The organism is Blastochloris sulfoviridis (assembly GCF_008630065.1).
GTDB lineage: Bacteria > Pseudomonadota > Alphaproteobacteria > Rhizobiales > Xanthobacteraceae > Blastochloris > Blastochloris sulfoviridis.
Genome location: NZ_VWPL01000011.1, coordinates 1 through 17,331, shown reverse-complemented (window position 1 = coordinate 17,331; position 17,331 = coordinate 1). Strand labels below are relative to the sequence as shown.

Annotated in this window: 19 protein-coding genes and 1 pseudogene; 8 read left to right on the top strand and 12 right to left on the bottom strand. The window is 67.9% G+C overall.

Annotation, left to right across the window (positions count from 1 at the left end):
* Positions 1–10 precede the first annotated feature (10 nt).
* The 4 genes from coaBC to F1193_RS07990 all read left to right on the top strand — a co-directional run bounded on the left by coaBC (position 11) and on the right by F1193_RS07990 (position 2,941).
* Entirely contained in the window at positions 11–1,237 is a 1,227-nt protein-coding gene (gene coaBC / locus F1193_RS08005) for a bifunctional phosphopantothenoylcysteine decarboxylase/phosphopantothenate--cysteine ligase CoaBC (protein WP_150097162.1), read from the top strand.
* A complete protein-coding gene (dut, locus tag F1193_RS08000) occupies positions 1,234–1,698 on the top strand; it encodes a dUTP diphosphatase (RefSeq protein WP_150097161.1) in 465 nt (154 codons plus the stop codon). Before coaBC ends, dut begins: the two co-directional genes overlap by 4 nt.
* A 10-nt stretch (positions 1,699–1,708) precedes the next feature.
* Complete coding sequence (locus F1193_RS07995; RefSeq protein ID WP_150097160.1) at positions 1,709–2,146, top strand: RrF2 family transcriptional regulator; 438 nt, start codon at positions 1,709–1,711, stop codon at positions 2,144–2,146.
* A gap of 213 nt (positions 2,147–2,359) precedes the next feature.
* Positions 2,360–2,941, top strand: coding sequence for a YqaA family protein (locus F1193_RS07990; RefSeq protein ID WP_150097159.1), 582 nt, complete (start codon positions 2,360–2,362; stop codon positions 2,939–2,941).
* 23 nt (positions 2,942–2,964) lie between these two features.
* On the opposite strand, the gene nth is transcribed toward F1193_RS07990, so the two are convergent.
* Positions 2,965–3,669, bottom strand: coding sequence for an endonuclease III (gene nth, locus F1193_RS07985; protein WP_150097158.1), 705 nt, complete (start codon positions 3,667–3,669; stop codon positions 2,965–2,967).
* Between the two features lie 125 nt (positions 3,670–3,794).
* On the opposite strand from nth, the gene F1193_RS07980 reads away from it, so the two are divergent.
* On the top strand, positions 3,795–4,700 hold the full coding sequence (locus tag F1193_RS07980; protein ID WP_150097157.1) for a methylated-DNA--[protein]-cysteine S-methyltransferase: 906 nt from the start codon (positions 3,795–3,797) through the stop codon (positions 4,698–4,700).
* Positions 4,701–4,710: 10 nt separating this feature from the next.
* On the opposite strand, the gene F1193_RS07975 is transcribed toward F1193_RS07980, so the two are convergent.
* Positions 4,711–5,805: a glycosyltransferase family 4 protein gene (locus tag F1193_RS07975; RefSeq protein WP_170263456.1), complete on the bottom strand. Its 1,095-nt coding sequence runs from the start codon at positions 5,803–5,805 to the stop codon at positions 4,711–4,713.
* A 57-nt stretch (positions 5,806–5,862) separates the two neighbouring features.
* On the opposite strand from F1193_RS07975, the gene F1193_RS07970 reads away from it, so the two are divergent.
* From F1193_RS07970 to F1193_RS07960, 3 genes are all read left to right on the top strand, one after another.
* Positions 5,863–7,689 (top strand): ABC transporter ATP-binding protein, encoded by a 1,827-nt coding sequence (locus tag F1193_RS07970; protein ID WP_150097155.1) that lies wholly within the window; start codon positions 5,863–5,865, stop codon positions 7,687–7,689.
* A gap of 722 nt (positions 7,690–8,411) precedes the next feature.
* Complete coding sequence (locus F1193_RS07965; RefSeq protein ID WP_150097154.1) at positions 8,412–9,155, top strand: transaldolase; 744 nt, start codon at positions 8,412–8,414, stop codon at positions 9,153–9,155.
* A 52-nt stretch (positions 9,156–9,207) separates the two neighbouring features.
* Positions 9,208–9,903 (top strand): TIGR04283 family arsenosugar biosynthesis glycosyltransferase, encoded by a 696-nt coding sequence (locus tag F1193_RS07960; RefSeq protein WP_150097153.1) that lies wholly within the window; start codon positions 9,208–9,210, stop codon positions 9,901–9,903.
* 234 nt (positions 9,904–10,137) lie between these two features.
* Here the strand turns inward: F1193_RS07960 and pheT are convergent, their stop codons facing one another.
* The 10 genes and pseudogenes from pheT to rpmI all read right to left on the bottom strand — a co-directional run bounded on the left by pheT (position 10,138) and on the right by rpmI (position 17,052).
* Positions 10,138–12,549, bottom strand: coding sequence for a phenylalanine--tRNA ligase subunit beta (gene pheT / locus F1193_RS07955; protein ID WP_150097152.1), 2,412 nt, complete (start codon positions 12,547–12,549; stop codon positions 10,138–10,140).
* A 26-nt stretch (positions 12,550–12,575) separates the two neighbouring features.
* Positions 12,576–13,040 carry a hypothetical protein gene (locus F1193_RS07950; RefSeq protein WP_150097151.1) on the bottom strand — a complete coding sequence of 155 codons (465 nt, stop codon included), beginning with the start codon at positions 13,038–13,040 and terminating at the stop codon, positions 12,576–12,578.
* Positions 13,037–13,309, bottom strand: a complete 273-nt coding sequence (locus F1193_RS07945) for a hypothetical protein (RefSeq protein ID WP_150097150.1) — start codon at positions 13,307–13,309, stop codon at positions 13,037–13,039. The genes F1193_RS07950 and F1193_RS07945 overlap by 4 nt, the downstream gene beginning before the upstream one ends.
* Positions 13,310–13,338: 29 nt before the next feature.
* A pseudogene (locus F1193_RS07940) lies at positions 13,339–13,530 on the bottom strand (tRNA ligase subunit PheS family protein); the annotation flags it as partial.
* 167 nt (positions 13,531–13,697) lie between these two features.
* Entirely contained in the window at positions 13,698–14,174 is a 477-nt protein-coding gene (locus tag F1193_RS07935; RefSeq protein ID WP_150097148.1) for a hypothetical protein, read from the bottom strand.
* Positions 14,175–14,251: 77 nt separating this feature from the next.
* On the bottom strand, positions 14,252–14,713 hold the full coding sequence (locus F1193_RS07930; protein WP_150097147.1) for a HEPN domain-containing protein: 462 nt from the start codon (positions 14,711–14,713) through the stop codon (positions 14,252–14,254).
* Complete coding sequence (locus tag F1193_RS07925; RefSeq protein ID WP_150097146.1) at positions 14,710–15,018, bottom strand: hypothetical protein; 309 nt, start codon at positions 15,016–15,018, stop codon at positions 14,710–14,712. Before F1193_RS07925 ends, F1193_RS07930 begins: the two co-directional genes overlap by 4 nt.
* Positions 15,019–15,061: 43 nt before the next feature.
* Entirely contained in the window at positions 15,062–16,165 is a 1,104-nt protein-coding gene (gene pheS / locus F1193_RS07920; protein WP_150097145.1) for a phenylalanine--tRNA ligase subunit alpha, read from the bottom strand.
* A 283-nt stretch (positions 16,166–16,448) separates the two neighbouring features.
* Positions 16,449–16,814 (bottom strand): 50S ribosomal protein L20, encoded by a 366-nt coding sequence (gene rplT, locus F1193_RS07915; protein WP_150097144.1) that lies wholly within the window; start codon positions 16,812–16,814, stop codon positions 16,449–16,451.
* Between the two features lie 37 nt (positions 16,815–16,851).
* Positions 16,852–17,052: a 50S ribosomal protein L35 gene (gene rpmI, locus F1193_RS07910; protein WP_126401260.1), complete on the bottom strand. Its 201-nt coding sequence runs from the start codon at positions 17,050–17,052 to the stop codon at positions 16,852–16,854.
* Positions 17,053–17,331: the final 279 nt, after the last annotated feature.

Sequence of the window (17,331 nt, the reverse complement as noted above, 5' to 3'; positions counted from 1 at the left end):
AACATCCCACGTGTCCGCCACGTCCTCCGCCCCCGCCAAGCGCGTCCTTCTCGTCATCGCCGGCGGCATCTCCGCCTACAAGGTGCTGGAGGCGATCCGCCGCCTGCGCGAGCGCGGCGTGCTTGTGCGCTGCATCCTCACCAAGGCGGGCGCCGAATTCGTCACCCCGCTCACCGTCGGCACGCTGTCGGCCGAGCGGGTGTTCTTTGAGCTGTTCGACCTCACCGACGAGCACGATGTCGGCCACATCAAGCTCGCGCGCGACTGCGACCTCGTGGTGGTGGCGCCGGCCACCGCCGACCTGATTGCGAAGATGGCGCTGGGCTTGGCCAACGACCTCGCCTCGACCGCGCTGCTCGCCACCGACCGGCCGATCCTCATCGTGCCGGCGATGAACCCGTCGATGTGGGCGCACCCCGCGACGCAAGCCAACGTGGCAACCCTTCAGGCCCGCGGCGTCGCCGTGCTGGGGCCGGCCATGGGCGCGATGGCCGAGCGCGGCGAGAGCGGGCTCGGCCGCATGGTCGAGCCGCCGGAGATCGTCGACGCGGTGATGGCGCGGCTCGCGCCTCAGCCCGGCCCGCTCAAGGGGCGGCACGTGCTCGTCACCTCCGGCCCGACCCGCGAGCCGATCGACCCGGTGCGCTACATCGCCAACCATTCCTCCGGCAGGCAGGGCCACGCCATCGCCGCTGCTGCGGCAGCAGCAGGCGCCCGCGTCACGCTGGTCTCGGGGCCGGTGCGGCTTGCCGACCCCCAAGGCGTCGATGTCGTGCACATCGAGACCGCCCGCGACATGCTGGCCGCCTGCGAGGCGGCGCTGCCGGCCGATGCCGCGGTGTTCGCCGCCGCAGTGGCCGATTGGCGCGTTGCGCGCGATGCCGGCCAGAAGATCAAGAAGACCGGCGACGGCCCGCCGGCCCTGGCGCTGGTCGAGAACCCCGACATCCTCGCCACCATTTCGCGCAGCCCCAGCCGGCCGCCGCTCGTCATCGGCTTCGCCGCCGAGACCGAGCACGTGCTCGACCACGCCAAGGCCAAGCTCGCCCGCAAGGGCTGCGACCTCATCGTCGCCAATGACGTGTCGCCCGAGTCCGGCGTGATGGGCGGCGAGCGCAATCGCGTGCATCTGGTGTCGGCGGCGGGTGTCGAGAGCTGGCCGGATCTGTCCAAGGACGAGGTGGCGCGCCGCCTCGTGGCGCGCATCGCGGTGCTGCTGGGCGAGGTGGCGCGATGATCGAGCTTGCCGTCCGCCGCCTGCCGCACGCCGCGGGCCTGCCGCTGCCGTCTTACGCCACCGAGGGCGCGGCCGGGCTCGACCTTCTCGCCGCCCTGTCGCTGGATGCGCCGCTGACGCTGCAACCCGGCGCCCGCGCCGCGGTGCCGACCGGGCTTGAGATGGCGATCCCGCCCGGCTTCGAGGCGCAGGTGCGCCCGCGCTCGGGGCTGGCGCTGAAGCACGGCGTCACCGTGCTCAACGCGCCGGGCACCATCGATTCCGACTATCGCGGCGAGGTGGCGGTGATCCTGGTCAATCTCGGCGCGGCCCCGCACACCATCGCCCGCGGCGACCGCATCGCCCAGCTCGTGGTGGCGGCGGTGACGCAGGCTCGCCTCGTGCCGGTCGATGAGCTTCCCGCCACCGCCCGCGGCGCCGGCGGCTTCGGTTCGACCGGCGTCGGCTCCGGGTGCGCCTGAAGGATCCGCCATGCGGCTGCTGTCGCGCCGGGCTCATCTCGCCGTTGCCGCCGTGCTCGACGTGGCGCTCCATGCGCGCGGCGCCGCGGTGCCCGGCAAGGCGGTTGCCGCCCGGCTCGGCCTGCCCGCGCGCGCCCTCGAACCTTTGCTGCAAGCGCTGGTGCGCGAAGGGTTTCTCGCCGGCACGCGTGGCCCGCACGGCGGCTACACGCTGGCGCGCGAGCGCCGGCGCATCCGGCTTTCCGACATCCTCGCCGCGGCCGAGCGCGCCGAGCCCGACGGACTGCCGCCATCGGCGCTGATCGAGCAGATCGTCACGCCGGTGCTGGCGGAGGCCGCGGCCGGCGCCCGCGAGCGGCTCCGCGCCACCACGCTGGACGACCTCTGCCGGCAGGCCGAGGCCATGGGCCTCGGCCGCGACCGCAGCGGCGAGGACTTCACGATCTGATCTCCCAGACGAAATCCGGCTGATCAATACGGTTTCCGGCATCCCGAAGGGATCAACCGGAAGCCGCATCACGCCCGGATCGTGCCACGGGCCGGACATCCCGATGTCGTGAATCGCCGCTATCAGGCCGGCGCGGGCCGGGCGGCAGGGTAGCCGGCGCCGCCCGCCCGGTGTATCGCGGGGCCGCCCCGTTCCCACCCGATTTGGCCCGCCATGCTTCGCCGCCTCTACGACGCCATCATCGCTCTGTCCGAGAAGAAGTCCGCGCCCTGGTACATGGGGGCGGTGTCGTTCGCCGAGAGCTCGTTCTTCCCGGTGCCGCCGGACGTGATGCTGGTGCCGATGGCCCTGGCGCGGCCGGACCGGGCCTGGTTCCTCGCGCTGGTATGCACCGTCACCTCGGTGCTGGGCGGGCTCGTCGGCTATGCCATTGGCGCCCTGCTCTATGATTCGGTCGGCCAGTGGATCGTGTCGCTCTACGGCTATGGCGACAAGCTGGAGGCCTTCCGCGCCGCCTATGCCCACTGGGGCGCCTGGATCATCCTGATCAAGGGGCTGACGCCGATCCCCTACAAGCTGGTGACCATCGCCTCGGGCTTCTCCGGCTACGACCTCTTGTCCTTCGTCGTGCTGTCGGCGATCACCCGCGGCCTGCGCTTCTTCTTCCTCGCCTTCCTGATCGACCGATGGGGCATCGGGGCCCGCATCTTCATCGAGCGCCGGCTGGGGCTGGTGACGGCGGCGCTGGCGCTGATCGTGGTGGCCGGCTTCGTGATCGCCGCGAAGGTGATCTGAGGCCGAGCCCCCGAGCCCGATCCTCACCCCGTCTTGTCGGGGAACCGGCAGAGGTCGCGCACGAGGCAGTGCGGGCAGTCGGGCTTCTGGGCCTTGCACACATAGCGGCCGTGCAGGATCAGCCAGTGGTGGGCGTTGGGCTTGAAGGCGTCGGGCACCACCCGCTCCAGCTCCGCCTCCACCGCCAGCGGCGTCTTGCCGGGGGCGAGGCCGAGCCGGTTTGAAACCCGGAATAGATGGGTGTCGACGGCGATCGTCGGTTCGCCGAAGGCGGTGTTCAGCACCACGTTCGCGGTCTTGCGGCCGACGCCGGGCAGCGCCTCCAGGGCCTCGCGCTGGCGCGGCACCTCGCCTCCGTGCCGGGCGACGAGCTGCTCGGACAGCGCCACGACGTTCTTTGCCTTGTTGCGGAAGAGCCCGATGGTCTTGATGAGGTCGCGCACCCTGTCCTCGCCCAGCGCCGCCATCCTGGCCGGCGTGTCGGCGGCGGCGAACAAAGCGGGGGTCGCCTTGTTGACGCCGGCATCGGTCGCCTGCGCCGACAGCACCACCGCCACCAGCAGGGTGAACGGGTTGGTGTAGTGAAGCTCGGTGGTCGGCGCCGGATTGGCGGCGGCGAAGCGGCGGAACAGTTCGGCGATCTCGTCGGCGCTCAGGCGGCTCGCGCCTGGGGCGCCGGGTTTCGCAGGCGCGACGGATACGGCTTTGAGGGCGGGTTTGCGCGGCATGTCGCGATCCGGGGAACGGCCCGTCTCTATAGCCGTTGCCGTCGGCCCGGCCAATCGGCGGCGAAATCGGGTGGCGCGGCGGCCGGGCGCTTGCCAGAATTGATCCTTGCGTCTCGGAGACCGCCATGCTCGACCGCGTGCCGACCGCTCCCGATCCCGCCGTCGATCCCGCCGATTACGAGGCGGTGCGCCGCGCCATCGCCTTCATCGGCGAAGCCTGGAAGAGCCAGCCCGAGACGGAGGCGATCGCCGATGCCGCCGGGCTCGACGTGCGCCAGCTCAACGCCCTGTTCCGGCGCTGGGCCGGGCTGACGCCGAAGGCGTTTCTCCAGGCGGTGACCTTTGATCATGCCCGGCGCGTGCTGGCCGCAAGCGGCAATGTGTTCGACGCCGCGCTCGACCTCGGCCTGTCCGGCCCCTCGCGGCTGCACGACCTGTTCGTCAGCTTCGAGGCGATGTCGCCGGGAGAGTGGAAACAGGGCGGGGCCGGCGCCACCGTCTGGTACGGCTTTCATCCCTCGCCGTTCGGCACGGCGCTGGTGATGGCCACCGCCCGCGGGCTCGCCGGCCTCGCCTTCGCCGATGCCGGCGGCGAGGCGGCAGCCCTTGCCGACATGCGCGCCCGCTGGCCGGCGGCGCACCTCGTGGAGGATGCCGCGCGCACCGCGCCGCTCGCCCGGCGCATCTTCGACGCCGCGGCGTGGCAGCCGAAGGAACCGCTGCGCGTGGTGCTGATCGGTACCGATTTCCAGATCCGGGTGTGGGAGGCGCTGGCGCGGATTCCGCTCGGCCGCGCCGCCACCTATGCCGACGTTGCCGCGGCGATCGGCCGGCCCCAGGCGGTCCGCGCGGTCGGTGCGGCGGTAGGGAAAAACCCGGTCGCCTTCGTCGTGCCCTGCCACCGGGTGGTGGGGCAGGGCGGCGCGCTCACCGGCTATCATTGGGGCCTGATCCGGAAGCGCGCCATGCTGGGCTGGGAGGCAGGCCGGCTCGCCGCTGCCCACGACGGGCATGATCGGGTTTCCGGTTGATCGCGGCCGGTCAGCGCTTGGGGCTGGCGGCCGCGGCTTCCAGCAGGCCGTCATAGGCGGCGGCGGCGGTGCGGATGTCGAAGCCGGCGGCGCGGCCCTGGCCCTTGGCGGCGAGATCGGCGCGCAGGATTTCGTCCGCCGCAAGCCTGCGGATGGCCTCGGCGATGGCATCGGCGCTGACGTCGGGGAGGGGCAGGGCGCAGCCCTCGATCAGCTCGGCCAGCCCGCCGACCGGGCTCGCCGCCACCGCCGCGCCGCCGGCGAAGGCCTCCAGCGCGGTACGGCCGAACGCTTCGCGCACCTTGGAGGGCACCAGCGCGATCGCCGCCCGCTCGAAGGCCGCCTGCACGTCGGCGTGCGGCCGGTCGCCATGCAGCGTCACCCGCTCGCCGAGCGGGGCGAGCGCGGCGCTGACCGCCGCCGTGTAGTCGGGGAATCGGTCGCCCATGGCGCCGAACATCTCCGCCCGCCAGTCGTCCGGCAGCGCCGGCAGCACCTTCGCCAGCGCCTGGGCGGTCTCCAGGAGGCCCTTCTCGGGCGACAGCCGGGCAGCCATGACGATCAGCGGCTCGCGGGCCGCAGCCGGCCGCCAGGTCGACAGATCGAGGGCGTTGGGGACCGCATGGGACGGGATGTCCGGCCCCCAGGCCTCGACGAAGGCAGCGCGGCAGGCCTCCGACACCAGCACGATGCCGGCGAACCGGCTGAGCAAATGGTGGCGGCGCACGCGGTCGAACGGGTTCTTCGGCGGCTTCGGCCAGCCATGGGTGTGGAAGACCACCGGCACCGGCGCCACGGCCCGGGTCAGCGCGGCTGCCGTCGGCAGGTGCTGGTGCACCACCACCACATCCACCCCGCGCACCGCCACCCGGCGGCCCAGGCGCCAGCCGAGCACGGCGTGCGGCTCGAACGGCCAGCGGGCGAACGGCACCACCGCCACGTCGTCGAACGGGTCGTCGACCAGCTCGGCCACCACCACCGACGAGGCCCGGTGGCGGCTGAACAGCAACAGGTCGTGGGCCACGAGGTCGATGGACGTCGCCCCACGCCGCGAAAACCTCATGTGGCGTGGAAGAACGATGGCAACGCGCAGCGGATCGGGCATGGACGTCTCATAACCAATTGCCGGACGGCTTGCCATCCGTGCTAGAAGCCCGTCGCCATGCATGCAACTTCGACCACGCCGCCGCAACCCGCAAATCCCAAGCTCGATGCCGGACCCAAGCCTGACGCCGGCAAGCCCAAGCTCGATGCCGGGTCTTGGCCTCTGATCAAACGCCTGATCACCGATCAGGGCCGCCAGCATATGCGCGGCTACCTTGTCGCCCTCGCTTTGATGGGGGTGGTGGCGGCGATGACCGCGCTCGCCGCCTGGCTGATGCGCGACGTCATCAACCGCATCTTCGTCGAGGCGAACTACGCCGCGATCTGGTGGCTGTCGGGCGCCGTCATCGTCATCTTCGTCGTCAAGGGCTTCGCGAGCTGGGGCCACGCGGTGGTGCTGGCGCACATCGGCAACCGCATCATCGCCGAGACCCAGACCCGGGCGTTCGACCGCCTGCTCAGCCAGGGCGTCGGCTTCTTTGCCGATCTTACCTCGGGCGAGCTGGTCGGGCGCATCCAGAAGGGCGCCACCTCGACCCGCGACGTGCTGAACCTGCTCGCCACCTCGATCGGCCGCGACACGCTCACGCTCGTCGCCCTGATCGTGGTGATGGTCGTCCAGGATCCGGCGATGTCGCTGATCGCGCTGGTCCTGATGCCGGTCGCCGCCTTCGTGGTGAAGGGCTTCGTCAAGCGGGTGAAGAAGGTGGTGCCGCGCGAGATCGCCGGCACCGTCGGCGTGGTGTCGGCGCTGCAGGAGACCGTGCAGGGCATCCGCGTGGTCAAGAGCTTCCGGCTGGAGCCCTTGATGCGCCAGCGCATGGTCCACCACGTCCATGAGGTGGAGGAGGCCGCCAACCGCATCGCCAACGTTGCCTCCCGCCCGGTGCCGCTGTCGGACACTTTGGGCGGCGTCGCCGTGGCGCTGGTGATCATGTATGCCGGCCACAGCGTCATCAAGGGCGGCCAGACGCCGGGCGAGTTCTTCTCCTTCATCACCGCGCTGCTGCTCGCCTACGAGCCGGCGCGGCGGCTCGCCAAGCTGAACGTCGATCTCTCCGCCGCGCTGGTCGGCACCAAGCTGCTGTTCGACATCATCGACGTGCCGCCCGGCGAGAGCGACCCGCCGGGGCGGCCGGCGCTGGAGGTCAAGGGCGGCCGCATCGAATTCGACGACGTGACGTTCGGCTACCGGCCGGACGAGCCGGTGCTGCGGGGCCTGTCCTTCGTCGCCGAGCCGGGGCGCACCACGGCCCTGGTCGGCCCCTCTGGCTCGGGCAAGACCACCATCGTCAACCTCGTGCAGCGGTTCTGGCCGGTCGATGGCGGCCGTATCGTCATCGACGGCCAGGACATCGCCTCGGTCTCGCTCGGCTCGCTGCGCGACGCCTGCGCCTTCGTCTCGCAGGACACCTTCCTGTTCGCCGGCACGGTGGGCGACAACATCGCCTTCGGCCGCGAGGGCGCGAGCCAGGCCGACATCGAGGCGGCGGCCAGGGCCGCCCACGCCCATGATTTCATCATGGGCTTCCCCAGGGGCTACCAGACCCAGGTCGGCGAGCTCGGCACCCAGCTCTCCGGCGGCCAGCGCCAGCGCATCGCCATCGCCCGCGCCATCCTCAAGAGCGCGCCGATCATCCTGCTCGACGAGGCCACCGCCGCGCTCGACAGCGAGAGCGAGCGCGAGGTGCAGCGGGCGCTGGAGGAGCTGATGCGCGGGCGCACCACCATCGTCATCGCCCACCGCCTGCAGACCATCGTCGCCGCCGACAAGATTTGCGTGGTCGAGGCGGGCCGGGTGGTCGAGCACGGCCGTCACGACAAGCTGCTGGCGGCCAAGGGCAAGTACGCCCACCTCTACGCCATCCAGTTCCGCGAAACCTGACAGGGTTTCAGTCTTTGCGCGTTGCGCCCCGGCTGCAGATGCAGCGAAATCCCGGGGCACCTGCGGTGAATACATTGAATGGTGAGTTGGTTTATGTGACTTCGAGCTACTTAAACAGATGTATCGATGATAACTAAAGACAAATTTCGTACAGCATTGTTTATTATAATTTGTTTTGTTCATATGTTATCGGTTCTTTGGATAATGTTTCAATATCACAGTAAATTATTTTGGGTCTGGCCGCATACGAAACATTTAATTATAAACTACTCAGTATGGATTTCGCCGATTTTTCTTTTATTTCAAATCAGGCGTTCATGCGTTTTTTTATCTATATTTGCGATCCCGCTGGTTATTGTGTTCTTTGCTAGGTCATATTTTATATGGCATCACTACTTATACGGAGCTATTTCGTTTAATCAAAATGGCGACTGGGCTATGTGGCTCATGACTTGCGTTGGGGCCATTTCACTTGTCATCGCTTTGTATTTGGCCTTCTTCAAAAGTGTGATGCTAGTTGTTGACGGGCTTGCTCGTCGCAAACGCTCGCCCAGAGAAGGGTGAGATCACGTTGATGGCGATCGCCGTCAGGAACGGGTTGCCCGGGCATGCATCAGCTCATATCAATCGGTCGGACACGACAACTTGTATCGGCCCAGATCCCGTCGAGCCTGGGACCCCCATGGCAAGGGGCCAGCTTTGGCACATCGGAGGACACGCTTATGACTTCGCTCGCCGACCTCAAGGTAAAGCTGTTCACCGATGGCGCCGACAAGGCGCAGATCGTGGATATGGCCAAGTTGCCGTTCATCGCCGGATTCACCACCAACCCGTCCTTGCTGCGCAAGGCCGGGGTGACCGACTATGAGCCCTATGCGCGGGATCTGCTCCAGGCGGTGCCGAACCACTCGATCTCGTTCGAGGTGATCTCCGACGACATCGCCGAGATGGAGGATCAGGCGCGGCTGATCGCGACCTGGGGGCCGAACGTCTATGTCAAGCTGCCGGTGACCACCTCGCGCGGCGAGCCGCTCTACGACCTCGTCCGCAAGCTGTCGCACGAGGGCATCAAGATCAATTTCACCGTCATCTTCGCCGACGAGCAGGTGACGCGGGCCACCGACGCCCTGCGCGGCGGCGCGCCCGCCTACGTGTCGGTGTTCGCCGGCCGGCTTGCCGATTGCGGCCTCGATTACATGCCGACCATGCGCTACGCGGTGGGGCTCGCCCGCGGCACCGACAATATCGAGGTGATCTGGGCCTCGACCCGCGAGGTGTGGAACGTCATCGAGGCCGACCGCATCGGCTGCCACATCATCACCGCGCCGGCCGACATCCTGAAGAAGCTGTCCGGTCTCGGCGGCACGGCCGAGCAGCTCTCGCTCGACGGGGTGAAGGCGTTCGTCAAGGATACCGCGGCGGCGGGCCTGAGCCTGAAGACCGCCAAGCGCGCCGCCGTGGCGTGATCGGGCTTCCGGCCGATCAAGCCGGAAATCGCATGAGCGGCGGGGGCGCGCGATGAGGCTCTCGATCATCGTGCCTGTGCTGAACGAGGCGGCCGGCATCGCGGCCGCCCTGGCGCGGCTTGCCCCGCTGCTGGACCGCGGCGCCGAGCTGATCGTGGTCGATGGCGGCTCTGACGACGACACTGTTGCCCGCGCCCGGCCGCTGGCAAGCCACGTGATCGGCGCGCCGCGCGGCCGCGGCGCCCAGATGCACCGGGGCGCCGAAATCGCCCGCGGCGACGTGCTGCTGTTCCTGCACGCCGACACCGTGCTGCCCGAGGCGGCCGACCGGCTGGTGCTGGACGGGCTTGCCCGCAGCGGCCGGGCGTGGGGCCGCTTCGATGTCGCCATCGCCGGCCGCCACCCGCTGCTTGCGGCGGTGGCGCGGATGATGAACCTGCGCTCCCGCCTCACCGGCATCGCCACCGGCGATCAGGCGATGTTCGCCACCCGCGCCGCCTATGATTCGGCCGGCGGCTTCGCCGATATCGCGCTGATGGAGGACATCGCGCTGTCCAGACGCCTGCGCCGGCTCGGCCCGCCCTTGTGCCTCCGCGCCAGGGCGCTCACCTCCGGCCGCCGCTGGGAGCGCGGCGGCGTGGTGCGGACCATCGTGCTGATGTGGGCCTTGCGGTTTCTCTTCTGGTGCGGGGTCTCGCCGGACCGCCTCGCGCGATGGTACGGCTACGCGCCGCGGCTGGAGGCCTGAGCGGCTCCAGCCGCAGGATTCGGCTTCCGGGCGATCGGCTCGGTTTCCTTCTTCCCTCTCCCCTTGCGGGAGAGGGTGGCGAGACCGAGCGAAGCGAGGTCGAGCCGGGTGAGGGGTGCATACGGGCGAACGCTGGAAGATTCACCCCTCACCCGCCTCGCGATCTGGCGATCGCTCGGCACCCTCTCCCGCAAGGGGAGAGGGAACAAAAGAGCCGCCTTCCACAAACCGCAGTCACGCCCGCAGCGTCGCGCCGGTCTTCTTGCCCACCTCGGCGACGATCTTGCCGGCCACCGCCTCGATCTCGGCGTCGGTCAGCGTCTTCTCGCGCGGCTGCAGCGTCACCGCCACCGCGATCGACTTCTTGCCCTCGCCGAGGCCCGGCCCCTCATAGACGTCGAACACGCCGACCTCGGCGATCAGCTTCTTGTCGACGCCCTGGGCGGCGCGCACCAGGTCGCCGGCCTTCACCGCCTTGTCGACGATGAAGGCGAAGTCGCGCACCACCGGCTGGAACGGCGACAGCTCCAGGAGCGGCTTGGCGCGGGTCGGCTTGGCTTTCGGCTCAGGGATCTTGTCGAGGATCACCTCGAAGGCCGCGACCGGGCCATCCGCCTCCAGCGTCTCCAGCACCTTCGGGTGCAGCTCGCCGAACCAGCCGAACACGTTCGGCCCGAGCTTGATGGTGCCGGAGCGGCCGGGGTGGCACCAGTCGGGCCCCTTCGCCTCGATGATCAGGCTTGCCATCGGCGCGCCGGCCGCGGCCAGCACCGCCAGCGCGTCGGCCTTGGCGTCGAACACGCCGGGCGGCACGCTGCCGCTCCAGTGGCGGCCGGGCCCAGCAGAGCCGGCAAGGCCGCGGCGGATGCCGGCGGCGGCCACGCTCTGGTCCTGCGGACGGTCGCCCGCGAACACTTGGCCGACCTCGAACAACGCGACGTCGGGCGTCCCGCGGTCGGCATTGCGCTGGCCGTTGGCGAGAAGGCCGGGGATCGGGCTCGGCCGCATGTCGGACAGGTCCGACGCGATCGGGTTGGCCAGCGCCAGCTCCGGCTGGCCGCCGCCGAAGGTCTCGGCCTCAAGCTTGGAGACGAACGACCACGTCACCGCCTCCGCCATGCCGCGGGCGGCGAGCGCCCGCTTGGCGCGGCGGGTGCGAAGCTGCAGCGGGGTCAGGACCGGGCGCCGCGCCTCCGGCCCGCGCGGGAACGGCACGGACGGCACATTGTCCAGCCCAAGGATGCGCACCACCTCCTCGACCAGATCGGCCTTGCCCTCGACATCGGCGCGCCAGGACGGCACCGCCACCTTGACGGTCTCGCTTTGGCCGACGACGTGGAAGCCCAGCGCCCGCAGTGTGTTGGCGATGCGGATGGGCTTGAGCTCGATGCCGGCGAGCCGCTTCACCTCGGCGATTGGGAAATTGATGACGCGGTCGGCGTCCGGCACCCGGCCGGCCACCACGGGTTCGGAAGGCTCGCCGCCGCACAGATCGAGCACCATCTGCGTCGCCAGCTCCAGGCCCGGCAGGCAGAAGGCCGGGTCGACGCCGCGCTCGAAGCGATAGCGTGCATCCGAATTGAGGCCGAGCCGACGGCCGGTCTGGGCAATGTTGAGTTCGTTCCACAGCGCCGATTCGATGAGGACGTCGGTGGTGGTCTCCGAGCAGCCCGAGACCTCGCCGCCCATGATGCCGGCGAGCGACTCCACGCCCTGCTCGTCGGCGATGACGCACATGGTGTCGTCGAGCGCGTAGGTCTTGCCGTCGAGCGCGAGCAGGCTCTCGCCGGCCTTGGCGCGGCGCACCACCAGATTGCCGTGAACCTTTCCGGCGTCGAACACGTGCAGCGGCCGGCCGCGGTCATAGGTCATGTAGTTGGTGATATCGACCAGCGCATTGATCGGCCGCAGGCCGATGGCGCGCAGCCGCGCCTGCAGCCAATCCGGCGAGGGGCCATTCTTGACGCCGCGCACGAGGCGCAGCGCGAAGGCCGGGCAAAGGCTGTCGCCGCCGGCGAAATCGAGCGTCACCGTCACGGGGCAGGGGAACTTGCCCGCCACCTGCTTGGGCGTGCGGTCCTTGAGCTTGCCGAGGTCGGCGGCGGCGAGGTCGCGGGCGATGCCGTGGACGCCCAGCGCGTCGGCGCGGTTGGGCGTCACCGCGACGTCGATCACCGGGTCGTCGAGCCCGGCCCACTCTGCGTAGGGCACGCCGACCGGCGCATCGGCGGGCAGCTCGATGATGCCGTCGTGATTGTCGGAGATCTCCAGCTCGGCCTCCGAGCACATCATGCCGAAGCTCTCGACGCCGCGGATCGAGCCGACCTGCAGGGTGATGCCCTTGCCGGGAATGTAGGTGCCGGGCGGCGAGAACACGCCCTTGAGGCCGGCGCGGGCATTGGGCGCGCCGCACACCACCTGCAGCGGCGTGCCGGTGCCGGCGTCGACGGTGAGCACCTGCAGCCGATCGGCATTGGGGTGGGGCTTGGCATCCACCACGTGGGCGATGACGTAGCCCTTCAGCTTGGCGCCGGGATCCTCGACGCCTTCCACCTCAAGGCCGATGAGGGTCAGCGTCTCGACGATCTTGTCGAGCGGGGCGTCGGTGTCGAGATGGTCTTTCAGCCAGGACAGGGTGAATTTCATTATTGTTGCCGTTCTTTATCGCAATGTCAGCGCCGAGTTCTCATGACGAGAGTCGTTGCGAGTTCGAGTTTCATCTCGTCCGTCAACTTGGAGAGTCCTAAAATGGCGTACTCCGCCAGCCGAACGGACGGAGGACCGTCGAGGCCGGTATAAGTTCTCTGTGGGTCGTAATCCGCTTCGTACCGGGTTTGCTGAAGGAGGATGAACGCCTCCGAGAGCAGTTCAATATCCTTATCATGCGTGCGACGTGCGAGATCGATTAGAGCCGATTTGACAAAACTATGCTCCAAGGCGCGATAGGTCCGTGCCCAGGCAAGCGATTTTGACTTTCCAGCACCAACGAGTTCGTTGGCGCATAAAGTCGCAAGGGCATGGAACAAAGCATAGTACGCTGTGCTGATGGCGCGCCGGGTGTGCGCCTGCTTCAGCTTGCCTTTCGATGGGTGGCGGGCGAGGAGCCAAGCGACCTCGACCAGATCGGAGGAGATCACGACGTCGCCTCATCGGTCGTGTAGCGCAGATAAGGCAGACGAACGTCGCCGCGTGTCCACAAGGCTTCGCGGATGTCCCGGATGCTATCCAACAACGCCACCGCGTCGATCTCCTGTTCGGGATCGTGCCTGCGAACGATCACGAACAGCGCGGGATCACCGTCGTGATCTTCGCCGGTCTCGAAGCTCAGATCTCCAGGTCCGAGATCACCGAGGCGGCGAGACAGGATGGGACCGATGATCCGGCCAAGCTCTTGATCACTCACCATGGGGGCGCTCCGAAGACCAAAGAATTGTCTCACGCACTCAGTCCCCCCGCCAGGGGCGGGACGTCGAGCGGGTGGAAGCTGCAGTGCTTCAGCCTGCGCACGTCGGCCTTGAAGACGGCGCGCAGGTCCAGCAGGCCATATTTCAGCATGGCGATGCGGTCGATGCCCATGCCCCAGGCGAAGCCCTGATCGACGTCGAGGTCGAGCCCGACGCAGCGTCTCGGCGCGGGTCATGGTCCGTCTCAACGCCTTGGCACGGGCGCGCTGGCGGTCGCACACCTGCTCGTGTGGCATCGTCACCCCCCACCCTAACCCTCCCCCGCAAGGGGGGAGGGAACCGGCGGCAGCTTCGTCGTTGCGAACCATGTCCAACCAGCCAGCCACCGCCTCACGTCAGAACGGAAAACGGCAGATAGAGAAACACGAACAGCGTCAGGGCGATGGCGGCGCTGTTGGCGCGGCGGTTGAGTTCGCGCTCATAGACCAGTTCGAGCAGCAGCTCGTTGATGTAATCGTCCTCCTCATAGTCGCCGTGCTCCACCGACGGCGGACGGATGCAGCGCAGGCAGACGATGGCGACGAACAGGTAGCAGACGATGGTGACGTAGAGCACTGTCTCCTGGAACTCGGAGGTGATGTCGGACGCCGCCGTGACCCCGAGTGCCGCGATCATCATCGACACATGGGTGAGGATGCCGGTGGCCTGCACGTCGATCTGGTCGACCGCCTGGCGAATGGCGCCCTGGTCCGTCGACGCGGCGTGGCTGCGGCGGATGTTGCGCAGGAAGCGCTGCAGCGCTTCCTCGTCCCACCCCCTGAGCAGCAAGGACTTGAGCTGGTCATCCAGCACATCGATCACGCCCATGGGAATTCTCCCGAGCGCCACGCGCGCGGCAAACAAATGTGAAATGCTGCTTGAAACGGACACATGATAGCTGAGCTCTATCGCGGTTTCGCGATCAGATGGACGGCAAGGAGCTTCTTTTTATCCGGCGGCAAGGATCGTAGCGCCTTCACCGTACGTCGCGCCTGATCGATCAGCTCCAGAGCTTCGCCGCGCCGCGGCCCATATGGCTCCGGATCGTAGTCCGCCGTGTGGCGCGCCTCCTGAAGCTTGGTGAAGGCGCCCAAGATATCGCGGATTTCGACACCCAGGAGACTGCCGTTTCGGTCTTTGGCGAAGAGCTTTCGCGGCATAGCGTGGTTGAGTGCCCGGTACACCGGGGAGACCATCGACCATGGATTGTTCCAGCCCACCAACTCGTTGGCGCACAAGTAAGCCATCTGGTGGAACACGGCATAATAGGCCGTCGAAACTGCCCGACGCAGCGATGTCTTCTTCGGACGACCTTTTTCCAGGCGAGCCAGGTGGTCTGCAAGGACAAGGAGTTCGTCGGGGCTCATTGCTGAGGCGGATCCTGTTCCATCGCCGGGGGCTCGCTCGACGGCTCGTCATCGGGGTGGCGGATGAAGATATAGGCGAAGCGCTTATCGCCCTGCGCCAGCAGGGCGTCGTACAACGCGGCGTCTGCCGCAGTCGCCGCTGCGCCGCCGACGAGGTCCGAGTTCGGTTTCAGGATCGCGTTGATGAAAATGGCTTCCTCGCCGGCATGGTCTTCCTTGACCTGCACTTCGGCATGGTCAAAGCCATAGGGGCCCAGGGTGCGGCGAAGCACATCCTCGATCAGATCAAGCGGTGCGTTGGTCATCGCGCTCTCCGGTCCAGCCCGGTCGAACTATATCCTATTAAGCCTATGCGCTCAGCCCACCCGCCAGCGTCGGAAAGTCGAGCGGGCGGAAGCCGTAGTGCTTCAGCCAGCGCACGTCGGCCTCGAAGAAGGCGCGCAGATCGGGCAGGCCGTATTTCAGCATGGCGATGCGGTCGATGCCCATGCCCCAGGCAAAGCCCTGGTACACGTCGGGATCGATGCCGCAATTCCGCAGCACGTTGGGGTGCACCATGCCGCAGCCCAGAATCTCCAGCCAATCCTCGCCCTCGCCGAACCGGATCTCGTCCTTGCCGCGCCGGCACTGGATGTCGACCTCCATAGACGGCTCGGTGAAGGGGAAGAAGGACGGGCGGAACCGCATCTTGACGTCCTTCACCTCGAAGAACGCCTTGCAGAACTCCTCCAGGATCCATTTGAGGTGCCCGAGGTGGCTCTCGGTGTCGATCACCAAGCCCTCGACCTGGTGGAACATCGGGGTGTGGGTCTGGTCGGAATCGCAGCGATAGGTGCGCCCCGGGCACACCACCCGGATCGGCGGCTTCTGGCTCAGCATGGTGCGGATCTGCACCGGCGAGGTGTGGGTGCGCAGAAGCAGGCGCGAGCCATCCTCCTTCGGATTGAAGAAGAACGTATCGTGCATCTCCCGCGCCGGGTGGCCGACCGGGAAGTTAAGCGCCGTGAAGTTGTGGTAGTCGGTCTCGATGTCCGGCCCCTCGGCGATCGAGAAGCCCATGTCGGCGAAGATCGCGGTGATCTCGTCCATCACCTGGCTGATGGGGTGGATGCGGCCCTGCTCGGCCGGCGGATCGCGAAGGGGCAGCGTAACGTCGACGCGCTCGGCGGCGAGGCGCTGGCTGAGCGCGGCATCCTTCAGCGCGGACTTGCGCTCGGCGAGGGCGGCGGTGACGCGCTCCTTGACGCCATTGATCAGCGCACCCTGGGTCTTGCGCTCCTCCGGGCTCATCTTGCCGAGCTGCGCGAGCAGCGCCGACACCGAGCCCTTCTTGCCAAGGGCGGCGACGCGGACGGCCTCCAGCGCGGCCTCGTCGCCTGCGGCGGCGACGGCATCCAGGATCGTGCGCTCAAGCGGGCCGAGCGCATCGGACGAAGGGGTGGTGTCGGTCATGATATCCCTCGGGTCGGGCCGTTCGAGCATCCCACGACCCAGGCACCGGACGGTGTCGGGCCGCGGCACTCGCAGATTTTCATAAGTGAAATCTGTGGCTAAAGCTCTGATTTCACGAAAATCTGCGACCGGCACCAGCGGCCGGCATCAGCCGCCGCTGGTCTTACCGGCCCGGCGAGGGAAAAGCGAGCCCGCGCCGGGCCGTGCGGGGATGTTCGTCCCCGCCGGCAGGCGGCCTCGGAAAGGCTGGGGCCCTCCCCTTGCGGGAAGGGGATAGGGTGCGTCAGGCGGCGAGCGCGGCCTTGGCCTTCTCGGCCAGCGCCTTGAACGCCTCCGGCTCGCGAATGGCGAGGTCGGACAGCACCTTGCGATCGATCTCGACCCCGGCCTTGCCGAGACCGTCGATAAATCGCGAATAGGTCAAATCGATACCCGCCGCGCGCACCGCGGCGTTGATGCGCTGGATCCACAGCGCGCGGAAGGTGCGCTTGCGGTTCTTGCGGTCGCGATAGGCGTACTGCATCGCCTTCTCGACCGCCTGCTTGGCGATGCGAATGGTGTTCTTGCGGCGCCCGAAATAGCCCTTGGCGGCCTTCAGCACCTTCTTGTGCTTGGCATGGGCGGTAACGCCGCGCTTGACGCGAGACATGGCCGATCTCCTCGAATAGTTGGGAAAGCCCGGGCGATCAGCCGTTGGGCAGGAAGTACTTCTTGATGTTGTCGCCGTCGGTCTTGAACAGCACCGTCATGCCGCGATGCTCGCGGATGGTCTTGTTGGTGCGCTTGATCATGCCGTGGCGCTTGCCGGACTGGGTGTACTTGACCTTGCCCGTTCCGGTGATCTTGAAGCGCTTCTTTGCGCCTGACTTGGTCTTCAGCTTGGGCATTCAGCTCTCCATGCGCGCGGCAATCTGGCCCCAACGAGGGCCGGCCACGCTCTTGATGTTGCGTGAGCAAACCGAAACCGCCGCGGCAGCCCATACAGCCGGGCGGTTCGAAGAGCGGGCTCTTACACCAAGGGTCCGGTAGGCGCAACATCGACGCCCTGCCGGCCCAGGGCGATCGGGTGAAGAAAGGCGTGACAAGGTCCTGAAGTGCTGAATCTGTCGGTTCCTTCGATTCGGATGCGGAGGATGGGCGATGGAGCCAGCGGAACCGGACTTTGC

What these genes read in the sequence shown, in the direction of transcription:
- nth (WP_150097158.1), bottom strand. Translation starts at nt 3,669, where the DNA reads ATGCCGCGCAAACCCGCCCTCAAAGCCGTATCCGTCGCGCCTGCGAAA.
- dut (WP_150097161.1), top strand. Translation starts at nt 1,234, where the DNA reads ATGATCGAGCTTGCCGTCCGCCGCCTGCCGCACGCCGCGGGCCTGCCG.
- rpmI (WP_126401260.1), bottom strand. Translation starts at nt 17,052, where the DNA reads ATGCCCAAGCTGAAGACCAAGTCAGGCGCAAAGAAGCGCTTCAAGATC.
- F1193_RS07975 (WP_170263456.1), bottom strand. Translation starts at nt 5,805, where the DNA reads ATGCCCGATCCGCTGCGCGTTGCCATCGTTCTTCCACGCCACATGAGG.
- F1193_RS07960 (WP_150097153.1), top strand. Translation starts at nt 9,208, where the DNA reads ATGAGGCTCTCGATCATCGTGCCTGTGCTGAACGAGGCGGCCGGCATC.
- F1193_RS07970 (WP_150097155.1), top strand. Translation starts at nt 5,863, where the DNA reads ATGCATGCAACTTCGACCACGCCGCCGCAACCCGCAAATCCCAAGCTC.
- F1193_RS07995 (WP_150097160.1), top strand. Translation starts at nt 1,709, where the DNA reads ATGCGGCTGCTGTCGCGCCGGGCTCATCTCGCCGTTGCCGCCGTGCTC.
- rplT (WP_150097144.1), bottom strand. Translation starts at nt 16,814, where the DNA reads ATGTCTCGCGTCAAGCGCGGCGTTACCGCCCATGCCAAGCACAAGAAG.
- F1193_RS07925 (WP_150097146.1), bottom strand. Translation starts at nt 15,018, where the DNA reads ATGACCAACGCACCGCTTGATCTGATCGAGGATGTGCTTCGCCGCACC.
- F1193_RS07945 (WP_150097150.1), bottom strand. Translation starts at nt 13,309, where the DNA reads ATGGTGAGTGATCAAGAGCTTGGCCGGATCATCGGTCCCATCCTGTCT.
- F1193_RS07935 (WP_150097148.1), bottom strand. Translation starts at nt 14,174, where the DNA reads ATGGGCGTGATCGATGTGCTGGATGACCAGCTCAAGTCCTTGCTGCTC.
- F1193_RS07965 (WP_150097154.1), top strand. Translation starts at nt 8,412, where the DNA reads ATGACTTCGCTCGCCGACCTCAAGGTAAAGCTGTTCACCGATGGCGCC.
- F1193_RS07930 (WP_150097147.1), bottom strand. Translation starts at nt 14,713, where the DNA reads ATGAGCCCCGACGAACTCCTTGTCCTTGCAGACCACCTGGCTCGCCTG.
- pheS (WP_150097145.1), bottom strand. Translation starts at nt 16,165, where the DNA reads ATGACCGACACCACCCCTTCGTCCGATGCGCTCGGCCCGCTTGAGCGC.
- pheT (WP_150097152.1), bottom strand. Translation starts at nt 12,549, where the DNA reads ATGAAATTCACCCTGTCCTGGCTGAAAGACCATCTCGACACCGACGCC.
- F1193_RS07990 (WP_150097159.1), top strand. Translation starts at nt 2,360, where the DNA reads ATGCTTCGCCGCCTCTACGACGCCATCATCGCTCTGTCCGAGAAGAAG.
- F1193_RS07980 (WP_150097157.1), top strand. Translation starts at nt 3,795, where the DNA reads ATGCTCGACCGCGTGCCGACCGCTCCCGATCCCGCCGTCGATCCCGCC.